The organism is Falsiroseomonas sp. HC035 (assembly GCF_050563525.1).
Taxonomy (GTDB): Bacteria; Pseudomonadota; Alphaproteobacteria; order Acetobacterales; family Acetobacteraceae; genus Falsiroseomonas.
Map to the genome: position 1 here is coordinate 20,924 of NZ_JBNXUN010000011.1, position 12,064 is coordinate 32,987.

Annotated in this window: 9 protein-coding genes; 6 read left to right on the forward strand and 3 right to left on the reverse strand. The window is 69.3% G+C overall.

Annotated features, from left to right (window positions below; translation table 11 throughout):
* Window positions 1-47 precede the first annotated feature (47 nt).
* Both ggt and ACLF3G_RS20610 read left to right on the forward strand, forming a co-directional pair.
* Window positions 48-1,655 carry a gamma-glutamyltransferase gene (gene ggt / locus ACLF3G_RS20605; RefSeq protein ID WP_430671285.1) on the forward strand — a complete coding sequence of 536 codons (1,608 nt, stop codon included), beginning with the start codon at window positions 48-50 and terminating at the stop codon, window positions 1,653-1,655.
* Between the two features lie 2 nt (window positions 1,656-1,657).
* Complete coding sequence (locus ACLF3G_RS20610; RefSeq protein WP_430671286.1) at window positions 1,658-3,154, forward strand: amidase; 1,497 nt, start codon at window positions 1,658-1,660, stop codon at window positions 3,152-3,154.
* Between the two features lie 34 nt (window positions 3,155-3,188).
* On the opposite strand, the gene ACLF3G_RS20615 is transcribed toward ACLF3G_RS20610, so the two are convergent.
* The gene (locus ACLF3G_RS20615) at window positions 3,189-3,482 is read right to left on the reverse strand and encodes a hypothetical protein (RefSeq protein ID WP_430671287.1); all 294 of its coding nucleotides are present in this window, start codon (window positions 3,480-3,482) and stop codon (window positions 3,189-3,191) included.
* A 182-nt stretch (window positions 3,483-3,664) separates the two neighbouring features.
* On the opposite strand from ACLF3G_RS20615, the gene ACLF3G_RS20620 reads away from it, so the two are divergent.
* Entirely contained in the window at window positions 3,665-4,636 is a 972-nt protein-coding gene (locus ACLF3G_RS20620; RefSeq protein ID WP_430671288.1) for a Bug family tripartite tricarboxylate transporter substrate binding protein, read from the forward strand.
* 140 nt (window positions 4,637-4,776) lie between these two features.
* Here ACLF3G_RS20620 and ACLF3G_RS20625 read toward each other — a convergent pair whose 3' ends face one another.
* Complete coding sequence (locus tag ACLF3G_RS20625) at window positions 4,777-5,031, reverse strand: Lrp/AsnC ligand binding domain-containing protein (RefSeq protein ID WP_430671289.1); 255 nt, start codon at window positions 5,029-5,031, stop codon at window positions 4,777-4,779.
* A gap of 256 nt (window positions 5,032-5,287) precedes the next feature.
* On the opposite strand from ACLF3G_RS20625, the gene ACLF3G_RS20630 reads away from it, so the two are divergent.
* Genes ACLF3G_RS20630 through ACLF3G_RS20640 form a run of 3 tightly spaced genes read left to right on the forward strand, consistent with a single transcriptional unit; the run spans window position 5,288 to window position 11,310 of the window.
* On the forward strand, window positions 5,288-6,403 hold the full coding sequence (locus ACLF3G_RS20630) for an efflux RND transporter periplasmic adaptor subunit (RefSeq protein WP_430671290.1): 1,116 nt from the start codon (window positions 5,288-5,290) through the stop codon (window positions 6,401-6,403).
* Window positions 6,404-6,418: 15 nt separating this feature from the next.
* Window positions 6,419-9,580 (forward strand): efflux RND transporter permease subunit, encoded by a 3,162-nt coding sequence (locus ACLF3G_RS20635; RefSeq protein ID WP_430671291.1) that lies wholly within the window; start codon window positions 6,419-6,421, stop codon window positions 9,578-9,580.
* Window positions 9,581-9,615: 35 nt separating this feature from the next.
* Window positions 9,616-11,310 carry a thiamine pyrophosphate-dependent enzyme gene (locus ACLF3G_RS20640; protein ID WP_430671292.1) on the forward strand — a complete coding sequence of 565 codons (1,695 nt, stop codon included), beginning with the start codon at window positions 9,616-9,618 and terminating at the stop codon, window positions 11,308-11,310.
* A gap of 33 nt (window positions 11,311-11,343) precedes the next feature.
* Here ACLF3G_RS20640 and ACLF3G_RS20645 read toward each other — a convergent pair whose 3' ends face one another.
* Window positions 11,344-12,054, reverse strand: coding sequence for a calcium-binding protein (locus ACLF3G_RS20645; protein ID WP_430671293.1), 711 nt, complete (start codon window positions 12,052-12,054; stop codon window positions 11,344-11,346).
* Between the last annotated feature and the right edge of the window lie 10 nt (window positions 12,055-12,064).

A 12,064-nucleotide genomic window follows, 5' to 3' on the forward strand; every position in this document is an offset into this window, starting at 1 on the left:
GCCTGCCGTTGCATCGCTTCCCCGACGTTCCGAAGGACCTGCCCAGAATGAAGCGCGACTTCCACGCCCCCGGCCGCAGCGCCGTCTATGCCGAGCGCGGCATGGCCGCCACCTCCATGCCGCAGGCGACGCTGGCGGCGCTTGATATCCTCCGGGCCGGCGGCAATGCCATGGATGCGGCGATCGCGGCGGTGGCGGTGCTCGGCGTGGTCGAGCCGCAATCCACCGGCATCGGCGGCGACTGCTTCTGCCTTTATGTGCCGGCCGGGACGGGCAAGGTCATCGCGCTGAACGGCTCCGGCCGCGCTCCGCGCGGTGCGACGCCGGAGGCGCTGCGGGCGGCCGGGCTGACGGCGATGATGCCGACCTCCGCCCATTCGGTGACGGTGCCGGGCGCGATCTCGGCGTGGGAGACGCTGAACAAGGCGCATGGCAGCAAGGGGCTGGACGAGATCCTGGCGCCGGCCATCCGCTACGCCGAGGAAGGCTTCTTCCTGTCCGGGCGCGTGGCGATGGACTGGGAAAGCTCCGCCGGCAAGCTGGCAGGCCACCCGGGGGCCGCGAAGCACTTCCTGAAGAACGGCGCGGCCTACGCGCTGGGCGACAGGTTCCTGAACCCGGCACTCGGCAAGACCATGCGCGCCATCGGCAAGCACGGCGCCCGCGCCTTCTACGAAGGCGAGATCGCCGCCGACATGGTGGCGACCCTGCGCGCCGCCGGCGGCACCCATACGGCGGAGGATTTTGCCCGTGGCGCCACCGTTGCCGAGTTCGTCGACCCGATCAGCCGGGCCTGGCGCGGGATGGAGGTGTTCCAGTGCCCGCCGAACGGCTCCGGCCTGCTGGTGCTGATGATCCTCGGCATGATCGAGAAGCTCGGCACCGCGGCCGAGGGTTTTCTCTCGACCGAGCGTTTCCACCGGCACATCGAGGCCGCCCGCCTGGCCTATCGCGACCGCGACGCCTTCCTGGCCGATCCGTCCCAGGTGGCGGTGCCGGTCGAGCGCCTGCTGTCCGAAGGCTACATTACTGACCTGGCAAAACTGATCTCCGACCAGAAGGCGATGGCGGAACTGCCGGAGGCCGGCCACGCGGACTGGCAGAAGCACAAGGACACGGTCTACCTGTCCGTCGTGGACAAGGACGGCAACGCCTGTTCCTTCATCAACTCGCTTTTCGAGGGCTTCGGCTCCGGCATCTTCGCCGAGGGCGCCGGCGTGATGCTGCAGAACCGCGGCTACGGCTTCCGCCTGCAGGAAGGCCATCCGAACTGCATCGCGCCCGACAAGCGGCCGATGCACACCATCATCCCGGGCATGGTGATGAAGAACGGGGAGGCGATCATGCCATATGGCGTGATGGGCGGGCACTACCAGCCGATGGGCCAGTCCCTGTTCCTGGCCAACATGTTCGAATACGGCCTGGACGTGCAGGAGGCGCTGGACGCCCCCCGGCTGTTCCCCACCGGCGGCAAGGTGCAGGTCGAGCGCGGCATCCCGGCGGCGGTGATCGACCGGCTGAACCGGCTGGGTCATGAGGTCACGCTGATCGAGAAGCCGCATGGCGGCGGCCAGGCCATCCTGATCGACCGCGAGCGCGGCTGCCTTGTCGGGGGCTCCGACCCCCGCAAGGACGGCTGTGCGATGGGGTATTGAAAATGGCCGAACCCTGCGACCTGACCGCCGTCGAGGCGCGCCGCCTGATCGGCTCCCGCAAACTGTCCCCGGTGGAACTGCTGGAAAGCTGCCTCGGCCGCATTGCCGCGGTGAACCATGCGGTGAACGCCGTGGTGGCGCTGGACGAGGACCGCGCCCGCGCCGCGGCGAAGCAGGCGGAAGCGGACGTCATGGCCGGCGGCAGGCTCGGCCCGCTGCATGGCCTGCCGGTCGGCATCAAGGACCTGGAGGAGGTGAAGGGACTGCTCACCACCTGGGGCAGCCCGATCTTCGCCGACCACATCCCGACCCGGGATGAAGCGATGGTGACCAACCTGCGGAACGCGGGCGCCATCGTCACGGCCAAGACCAACACGCCGGAATTCGGCGCCGGCGCCAACACCCGCAACATCGTCCATGGCGCCACCGGCAATGCCTTCGACCCCACGAAGTCGGCAGCCGGGTCCTCCGGCGGCTCCGCCGTGGCACTGGCCTGCGGCATGTTCCCGATCTGCTCGGGCAGCGACACCGGCGGTTCGCTGCGCAATCCGGCGGCGTTCAACGGCATCGTCGGCTACCGGCCCTCGCCGGGCCTGGTGCCGGCGGAACGGCGTGGGCATGGCTGGTCCGCCCTGCCGGTGCTCGGCCCGATGGCGCGCAACGCCACCGACTGCGCGCTGATGCTGTCCGCCATGGCGGATGACGATGCGGTGGACCCGCTGGCCTACACCCTGCCGAACCGGCGCGTGCGCGGCGGCGACCGGGACCTGTACCCGCCGATGGCGATCGACCTCGGCACGCTGCGGGTGGCTGCCACGCCGGATTTCGGCATCGCACCCACCGAGCGCCACATTCGCGAGATCTTCGCCAGCCGCGTTGCGGCCCTGACCCCGCTGTTCGGCCGGGTGGAGGACGCGACTCCGGACTGCACCGGCACCGACGAGGCGTTCGAGGTCCTGCGCGCCGCCAGCTTCATCGCGTCCCATGCCGAGAAGGTACGGACCCGGCCACAGGATGTCGGCCCCAACGTCATCGCCAATGTCGAGGAAGGCCTGCGCTACACCCTGGCCGACTATGCCCGCGCCGCCAGCGAGCAGACCCGCATCTACCGCGGCTGGCAGGGCTTCTTCCAGAACCACGACATCCTGATCAGCCCCGCCATCACCATCAGCCCGCGCCCGTGGACGGAGCTGTACCCGGCCGAGATCGACGGCGCGCCGACCCGCACCTACTTCCACTGGCTGTCGCTGGCCTATGCGGTGACGCTGGTGGGCCACCCGGCCGTCACCCTGCCACTCGGTGTCGATCGCGCCGGGATGCCTTTCGGCCTGCAGATCGTCGGCCCGCGCGGTGGCGATGCGCTGGTGCTGGCGGTTGCGGCCGCGATCGAGGCCGCGGTCGCCGGCGATGCCAGCCTGGTCCGGCCGGTGCCAAATATCGCCGCGCTGAAGGCGGCGCCGCCGATTTCCGGCATGCCCCAGTTCAAGACCTGGGGCTAGAAGACCTGGGGCTAGAAGGCTGGGGGCTGGAAGGCTACCAGCGGCGGTACGGCCGGCCGTGGCCGTAGCCATAGGCCGGTCGGCCGTAATAGGGCCGGCTGTAGCCATAGGACGGCCGGCCGTAGTAGCGGCGGTTGTCATAGTGCCGGTGGTTGTTGTCGTTGGCCGACGCGATTGCGACGCCCGCGATGGCCGCGCCCGCGCCAAGGGCAAGCGTCGCCGGGACGTTCACGGATCCATCCGGATTCTGGCAGGCACCAAGCAGCAGGGCGGTGGCGAGGGCGAAGCCGAGAAGCACGCGCATGGTCTGATCCTCCGAGACGGTCATCTGCGCAGGTCGTTGCGGCAAGGTGAAGGCGGCGTCAGGGCAGGCGCGACCAGAACATGGCGCTGCCATGGCGGGAATTTCAGTGGGTTTCACGCCGGGACTCCCGCCTGGCCGATTGCGGGCTATGCTCGCCGCAAGGGCGCCGGCCGACCGGACACGGCGCGCCAGACCGGAGACGTCCCATGACCCTAGCCACACGGCGCGCCCTGCTCGCCGCACCCGCCCTGCTCGCGTTACCAGCCCGCGCCCAGGGGCAGGCCTGGGCTCCCGGCCGCCCGGTGCGTGTTATCCTGCCCTATCCGCCTGGTGGCGGCACGGACATCCTGGCGCGGGCGGTGGCGGAGGCGATGCGACCGGCGGTCGGACAGCCGATCGTGGTGGAGAACCGCCCCGGCGCGAACGGCGCCATCGGCAGCGATGCCCTGTCCAAGGCCGAGGGCGACGGAAGCACCATCGGCATGGTGACCTCCACCCACACGCTGAACAAATACGTGATGGGCAACCTCAGCTACGACCCGATCGGCGATTTCCAGCCGATTGCGAAGATGACGACGCAGACGCTGGTCATGGTCTCCGGCACCTCGCAGCCATTCGCCGACGTGGCCGGGTTGCTGGCGGCGGCCCGCGCCAGGCCGGGTGCCATCGGCTTCGGCCAGACGGAGGCGGTGACCCGCTTCGCCGGCACCGAGTTCGCGCGCCTGGCCGGGGTGCAGATGGTCGACGTGCCCTATCGTGGCGGCGGGCTGATGATGAACGACATCGTCGCTGGGCACCTGCCCTGCGGCTGGACCAGCACCGCGAGCGCCATGCCGCACCTGTCCACCGGACGGGTGCGGGTGCTCTGCGTCTCCACCGCGCAACGCACCCCGCTGCTGCCGGATGTGCCGAGCGCGCAGGAGGCTGGCGTCGCGGGCTACGACATATCGAGCTGGGTCGGCATGTTCGGGCCAAAGTCGCTGCCGGTTTCAGTGGCGGAAGGCATCCACGCGGCGGTCGCCACGGCCTACCGCGACCCGGCATTGGTGCAGCGCTTCCAGACCCTCGGCCTGGAGATGGACCTGCGCCCGCCGGCGGCCTTTGCCCAATTCCTCGCCACCGACGATGCGCGCTGGGCAGAGGCGTTGCAGCGGGGCCGCATCCAGAAGATCAACTGACACAGGGTCCCGGTGATCGTGACCGATCACCGCCTCAACCGCCGGCTTGGCTACGCGCAACTGGGCGCGGCGCCCCTTCGGGCGCCCGGCCAGCTGTGCTGGTCGCAGGCTTCGATCAATGGGATCTGGTCTAAGCCGCGTCAGGCCTTGCCGCCGGAGAAGGCATTGAAGGTCTGCAGGGTGTAGGTGTCCTTCACCCCGGGCACGCTCTGGATGCGTTCCACCACGAACAGGCCGATATCGTTGTCCGGCTCCAGGTAGAACTTCCCCAGCAGGTCGTACTGGCCGCTGGTGGAATGCATCTCCGACAATTCCGGGATGCTGTCTGCCATTTCCCGCGCCACGCGATAGGCCTGGCCCATCTCGCATTTCACCATGACGAAGATCGCGCGCATCGCTTCGGACTCCCGGATTGCGGTTCGCAGAGTGGCGCGGGCCGGTCGGGGCGGGAAGGGGCCGCGGCGGGGCACGCCGATTGCATAGCGGGCGGCTGCTGATGAAGAAGCATTGCTTGTAAAATTTCGGAACGTGGGTCATTTGCTGCAGACCGGTGCCGACTTTCTGGCGGTTCCGGACAGTGACGAACGGTAACGGTATCTTGTCCGCTGTTCCGGGCTGGGCCAGAAAAATCGCTGTCAGAACTGGGGTCGCATGCGCACAACCTCCCAGCTAGCCGTCCTCGCCGCCATCATCGGGGTTGGAACGGCTTGGCACGTTTATGGCGAGCAGTTCGGGCTGCCGCGGCCCCTCGCCCTGGTCGGGCTGGAGGCGGCGGCACCGACGGCGCAGCAGCGGGGCGGCGGCGGTGGCCCGGTAGGCGTCGTCGTGGCGCCGGTACGCACAGGAACCGTGGTGGACCGCACCGAATCGGTTGGAACCGTCCGCGCCCGCAACGCCGTCGCCATCACTGCCAAGGTCAGCGGTATCGTCACCCGCATCCGGTTCGAGGAAGGGCAGGCGGTGCGGGAGGGTGACCAACTGGTCGACCTGGAAGCCGCGGCGCTCCGCGCCGAACTCGACCAGGCCCGTGCCCAGTACGACGATGCCCGCAGCCAGGCGCAGCGCGCCCGGCAGTTGCAGCCCGGCCAATCCATCGCCGCCCAGCGGCTGGAAACGCTGGAAGCGCAGGCCCGCCAGGCCGACGGCCGCGTGCGCCAGAGCGCGGCGCGGCTGGAGGAATCCCGCATCGCGGCACCCTTCGCCGGTCGCGTCGGCCTGCGCCAGGTCAGCGTCGGCGCCCTGCTGCAGCCTGGCACGGTGGTGACCACGCTGGACGATATCGAGCGGGTCCGGGTGGAATTCTCGGTGCCGGAGGTGTTCCTGGCCCGCGTCCGCGTCGGCAGCCAAGTCACGGCCCGCAGCAGCGCCTTCGGCGACCGGCGCTTTGTCGGCACCGTCGCCGTCATCGACACCCGGATCGACGCCAACACCCGGACAGTCCGCGTCATCAGCGAATTCGACAACGCGGATGAAGCCCTGAAGCCCGGCCTGTTCATGACGGTCGAGCTGGTGCTGGCGACCCGCGCCAACGCCCTGCTGATGCCGGAGGAGGCGATCGACCCGCTCGGCGATCGCAGTTTCGTCTACGTCATCCGCGACAACCGCGCCAAGCGCGTCGAGGTCCGCCTCGGCCAGCGCCTGCGGGGCGAGGTCGAGGTCCTGTCGGGTATCGAGGCCGGGGAGCCGGTGGTGGTCCGCGGGATTCAGCGCCTGCGCAACGATGCGCCGGTGCGCATCACCGAAACCATGGTCCGCCCGACCTCCTGAGGGGAAAACCGCGCCATGGTGCTCTCGGACGTTTCCATCAAGCGACCCGTCTTCGCCACCGTCATCAGCCTGATGCTGATCGTTCTCGGCATGGCTTCGCTCATCAACCTGCCGATCCGCGAATACCCGGCGATCGACCCGCCGGTGGTGTCCATCACCACCACCTATCTCGGTGCCTCCGCCGGCGTGGTGGACACCCAGATCACCGAGATCATCGAGGCCGCGGTGGCGGGAATCGAGGGCGTCAAGGTGATGTCCTCGACCTCCCGCGACGAGCGCAGCCAGGTCACCATCGAGTTCCAGCTTTCCCGCAACGTCGATGCCGCGTCGAACGACGTGCGCGACCGCGTGGCGCGCGCGCTGGCCCGGCTGCCGGACCAGGCGGATACGCCGGTGGTGCAGAAGGTGGATGGCGATGCGCGGCCCATCCTGTGGGTCGCTCTGGTGTCCGACCAGTTGTCCGGCATGGAGCTGACCGAGCTCGCCCGCCGCCGCTTCGCCGACCAGTTGGCGATCGTGGAGGGTGTGGCGCAGGTGCTGGTCCTCGGAGAACGCAAGCCATCCATGCGCATCTGGCTAGACCGCCAGGCGATGGCGGCGCGCGGCCTGACCGTGCAGGACGTGGAGGACGCGATCCGGCGCGAGAACATCGAGCTGCCGGGCGGCCGCATCGAGGGCTCGGCGCGGGAGCTGACCGTCCGCACCGACACGCGCATCAGCCAGCCGGAGCAATTCCGCCAGGTGGTGCTGGCGCGCAGCGGCGGCGGGCAGGTGCTGCTCGGCGACGTGGCGCGGATCGAGGTGGCGCCGGAGGATACCCGCGGCGGCTACCGCATCAATGGCAAGCCCGGCATCGGCCTCGGCATCCTGCGGCAATCCACCGCCAACACCCTGTCCGTCGCGGACGGCGTGAAGGCGGAGGTGGAGCGCATCCGCACCGGCATCCCGGACGGCGTGGACGTCGTCATCGGCTACGACGAAAGCACCTTCATCGCGCAGTCGATCTACGAGGTGGAGCATGCGCTGATGATCGCGCTGATCCTCGTGGTCGTCGTGATCTTCTTCTTCCTGCGGTCCTGGCGCGCCACCATCATCCCGGCCGTTGCCATCCCGGTGTCCATCATCGCCTCCTTCATCGCGCTCGGCGCGCTGGGCTTCTCGCTCAACGTGCTGACCCTGCTCGGCCTGGTGCTGGCGATCGGCCTGGTGGTGGACGACGCCATCGTGGTGCTGGAGAACATCCACCGCCGGATCGAGGAGGGGGAGGAGCCGCTGCTCGCCTCCGTCCGCGGCGCGCGGGAGATTGCCTTCGCCGTCATTGCCACCACGCTGGTCCTCATCGCGGTGTTCGTGCCGCTGTCCTTCATGGGCGGCAACACCGGGCGGCTGTTCACCGAATTCGGCTTCGCGCTGGCGGCCTCGGTGCTGTTCTCGGGCCTGATCGCGCTGACCCTGACGCCGATGATGTGCTCCAAGCTGCTGCGCGCGCATGAGGGCGAGTCGCGGCTGGTGCGATGGACCGAACCGTTCTTCCTCGGCATGAACTGGGTGCTGCGCACCACGCTGCGCCGGGCATTGGCGGCGCCGATCCTGACCATGGGCGGCGTCGCGGCGCTGACGGCGCTTGGGGTGCTGCTGTTCCTGGCGCTGCCCAAGGAATTCGCGCCGACCGAGGATCGCGGCGTCATCATCATCCCGACCACCGGGCCGGAAGGCGCCTCCTTCGCCTATACCAACGAGCATGTGCTGCGGGTGGAGCGGGTGCTGGAGCCGTTCGTCGCGAGTGGCGAGATCTCCTCCCTGTTCGCGACCGTGGGTGGCTTCCAGCGGCCGGCGCAGGCCAACGTGGCCAACATCTTCATGCGCCTGGCCCCCTGGGACCAGCGCGACCGCAAGCAGCAGGCGCTGGCGGCGGAGATGATGCCGGGCCTGCTGGCGATTCCCGGCGTGCGCGCCTTCGCGTTGAACCCGCCCTCGCTCGGCCAGCGCGGCTTCCAGCCGCCGGTACAGTTCGTCATCGGCGGCACCAGCTATGACACGCTGGTGCAGTGGCGCGACGCCTTCCTGGCGCGGGCGCGGGAGAATCCGCGGCTGCTCAACCTGGACAGCAACTACCGCGAGACCAAGCCCGAGATCCGCGTCGAGATCGACCGCCGCAAGGCCGCCGAACTTGGCGTCTCCATCCAGTCCATGGGTCGGACGATCGAGACGATGCTCGGATCGCGGGAGGTCGGCACCTATGTCGAGGCGGGGCAGGAGTACAAGATCCTGCTGCAGGCGCGCGAGGAAGATCGCGCCAGCCCTTACGATCTGCAGAACATCTTCGTCCGCACCAGCAATGGCGGCCAGCTTGGCCTGATTGCCGGTGCCGGGTCCGCCCAGGGCGGCCTGGTGCCGTTGTCCAACGTGGTGACGCTGTCCGAACGCGCCCGGCCGCAATCGCTGGCGCGGGAGGACCGGGTGCGCGCCATCACCATCAGCGCCTCCCTCGCCCCGGGCTACACGTTGGGCGAGGCGCTCGGCTTCATGGAGAGCGTGGCGCGGGAGGTTCTGCCGCCAGAGGCGCGCATCAGCTATCGCGGGCAGAGCCTGGAATTCAAGGAAAGCTCCAGCGCGCTGTACGTCACCTTTGCCATGGCGCTGCTCGTGGTGTTCCTGGTGCTGGCGGCGCAGTTCGAAAGCTTCATCCACCCCTTCATCATCCTGATGTCGACGCCCCTCGCGGTAACGGGCGGCCTGCTGGCGCTGCAATTCACCGGGCTGTCGCTGAACATCTTCAGCCAGATCGGGCTGGTGCTGCTGATCGGTCTGATGGCCAAGAACGGCATCCTGGTGGTGGAATTCGCCAACCAGCTGCGCGACCGCGGCCTTTCGGTGCATGACGCGGTGCTGGAGGCGTCGGTTACCCGGCTGCGGCCGATCCTGATGACGTCCATCGCCACCGCCTTCGGCGCCCTGCCGCTGGCGATGGCGACGGGGGCAGGTGCGGAGAGTCGGCAGGCGCTCGGCGTGGTGATCGTCGGCGGCGTCACCTTCTCCACCTTCCTGACATTGTACGCCGTGCCGGCGCTGTACCTGCTGCTGGCGCCTTACACCAAGCCGATCGGGGCGGTGGCGGCGAAGCTGTCGGAGTTGGAGAAGCGCCAGCCCGTGCCGCACCCGGCGCCGGCGGAGTAGGCGCGCGGCGCGACCCGCGCTAAATCCTCCCCTGCATGAACAGGGGAGCGACCAGCGTGGCGGATGTCGAGGCTCGGACGGGTGGCCAGTTGCTGGCCGATGCACTGGTCGCCAATGGCGCGACCCACGTCTTCGCGGTGCCGGGCGAAAGCTACCTCGACCTGCTCGATGGCCTGTACGCGCAGCGCAACCGCATCGAACTGGTGACCTGCCGCTTCGAGGCCGGTGCCGTCCATATGGCCGAGGCTCATGGCAAGCTGACTGGCCGCGCCGGCGTTGCCGTGGTCACCCGTGGCCCGGGCGCCTGCCACGCCGCCATCGGCGTGCATGTGGCCTTCCAGGACAGCACGCCGCTTGTGCTGCTGGTCGGCCAGATCCCGCAGAACGAAACGGACCGCGAGACCTTCCAGGAAGTGGACTACCGCCGCTTCTTCTCGCCGATCGCCAAGTGGGTGACGCAGATCGACGAGGCGTCGCGTATCCCGGAGTTGATGGCGCATGCCTTCGACGTCGCGACCAGCGGCCGCCCCGGCCCGGTGGTGGTGGCACTTTCGGAGGAGATGCAGAAGCACCTGGCCAGCGTGCCGGATATCGGCCGCGGCGCCGTTCTGCCGGCGCATCCGGCTCCGGAGGCGCTGCCGCGCATGATGGCGATGCTGGAAAAGGCGGAGCGTCCGCTGGCCATCCTCGGCGGCAGCGGCTGGAGCGCGGCGGGTCGCGCGGCGATCCGCGACTTCCTGGTCGGCAACGACATCCCGACCGCCGTGTCCTTCCGCCGCCAGGGCCTGTTCGACGGCACCTCCGCGCATTTCGCCGGTGACCTCGGCGTCGGCGCCGATGCCGGGCTGGTGGCCAAGGCACGCGAATCGGACCTGATCCTGGCCTTCGGCACCCGCCTGGGCGAGCCGGTAAGCCAGGGCTACACGCTGTTCGACTTCGCCGGAAAGCAGCCGATCATCCAGGTCCACCAGGACCAAGCCGAGATCGGCCGCGTGCATCGCGTGGCGCTCGGCATCACCGCCGACGTCAACGCCTTCGCCCAGGCCGCCGCGGCGCTGCCGCGCATCCAGCGCCCGCGCTGGGCTGGCTGGCGGCGCGACGTGCGCGCGGCGCGGGAGGCGCAGGCGAAGCCGCCGAGCTACGAGGGGCCACTGAACCTGGCCGAGGCGTTGCAGGCGCTGGAGAAGGTGCTGCCGGACGACACCATCTTCGCCAGCGACGCCGGCAACTTCGCCACCTGGCCGAACCGCTTCATGCACATCTCGGAGAAGCAGGAGTTCCTCGGCCCGACCAACGGCGCCATGGGCTACGGCATCCCGGCGGCCATTGGCGCGGCGATCACCAACCCCGGCCGCACCGTCGTGTGCTTCGTCGGCGACGGCGGCGCGCTGATGACGGGGCAGGAAATCGCGACCGCCTTCCATGCCGGCGCCGCGCCGATCATCCTGGTGTTCAACAACGGCATGTACGGCACCATCCGCATGTACCAGGAACGTGCCTACCCCGGCCGCGTCTCCGGCACCGCGCTGACCAATCCGGATTTTCGGCTGTTCATCGAGAGCTTTGGCGGGCATGGGGAAGTGGTCTCGGCCACCGATGAACTCGTGCCGGCGTTCCAGCGGGCCAAGGCCAGCGGCAAGCCGGCGATCATCGAGATCCGCATGAACCCGGAGCAGGTGACCAACCGCGCGACCATCTCGCAATTGCGGGCGCAGGCCACCAAGGCCTGACCGCGTTCCGGGGGGCATCGTCCCCCCGAATGGCTAGGTCAGCCGGATGTATTCCAGTGCGGCGAAGCTCACCGTCTCGCCCTTCAACGTCATCTGCCCACTGGCCATGGCCGGGTTGCCGGCGGCGTCGAAGAAGCCATGGAGTCCGTTGCCCAGGCTGCGCAGTTCCAGCCCGCCCGTAACCGACAGGCCCATGCGCAGCACCTCCTCCGGCATCCCGGGCAGGTGCAGCGTGTCGAGGCCCGTGCCGCCGTCGAAGCGGTCGCTGCCGTCGCCGGAACGCCAGGTGTAGACATCGTCCCCGGCGCCGCCGAACACGCGGTCCGCCGCGCCGTCGCCGGTGCCGCCGCTGATCACGTCGTTGCCGCCGATGCCGGGGTGGGATGCGCTGTCGCCGTAGATGGTGTCCTGGCCGTCGCCGCCATCCAGCGTGTCGTGGCCGGTGTACAGAAGCTCGCCCGGATCACCGGCGATCGCCTGGGCCGCCATGAAATTGTCACCATGGATGATGTCGTTGCCCGCGCCACCGGCCGCGCTGTCATCGCCTTGGCCCATGCGGATGGTGTCCTCGCCGGACCCGCCGGTGAAGCTGGCACCAGCGTCGCCATGATCGAGATGGTATTGGCCGGGGTCGGGCTCCTGCTGGGCTGGCGGATCCTTCGACCCCGCTCCACCAGCCACGTGCGCCAGGTCCCCATCGTCCAGTGGCCGCTTGCCTCGGGAAATCTCGGCTGGCATCGCCATCCTCCTGCTC

Coding starts and splice junctions, on each gene's coding strand:
- ggt (WP_430671285.1), top strand. CDS start 48: ATGAAGCGCGACTTCCACGCCCCCGGCCGCAGCGCCGTCTATGCCGAG.
- ACLF3G_RS20610 (WP_430671286.1), top strand. CDS start 1,658: ATGGCCGAACCCTGCGACCTGACCGCCGTCGAGGCGCGCCGCCTGATC.
- ACLF3G_RS20615 (WP_430671287.1), bottom strand. CDS start 3,482: ATGACCGTCTCGGAGGATCAGACCATGCGCGTGCTTCTCGGCTTCGCC.
- ACLF3G_RS20620 (WP_430671288.1), top strand. CDS start 3,665: ATGACCCTAGCCACACGGCGCGCCCTGCTCGCCGCACCCGCCCTGCTC.
- ACLF3G_RS20625 (WP_430671289.1), bottom strand. CDS start 5,031: ATGCGCGCGATCTTCGTCATGGTGAAATGCGAGATGGGCCAGGCCTAT.
- ACLF3G_RS20630 (WP_430671290.1), top strand. CDS start 5,288: ATGCGCACAACCTCCCAGCTAGCCGTCCTCGCCGCCATCATCGGGGTT.
- ACLF3G_RS20635 (WP_430671291.1), top strand. CDS start 6,419: ATGGTGCTCTCGGACGTTTCCATCAAGCGACCCGTCTTCGCCACCGTC.
- ACLF3G_RS20640 (WP_430671292.1), top strand. CDS start 9,616: ATGAACAGGGGAGCGACCAGCGTGGCGGATGTCGAGGCTCGGACGGGT.
- ACLF3G_RS20645 (WP_430671293.1), bottom strand. CDS start 12,054: ATGGCGATGCCAGCCGAGATTTCCCGAGGCAAGCGGCCACTGGACGAT.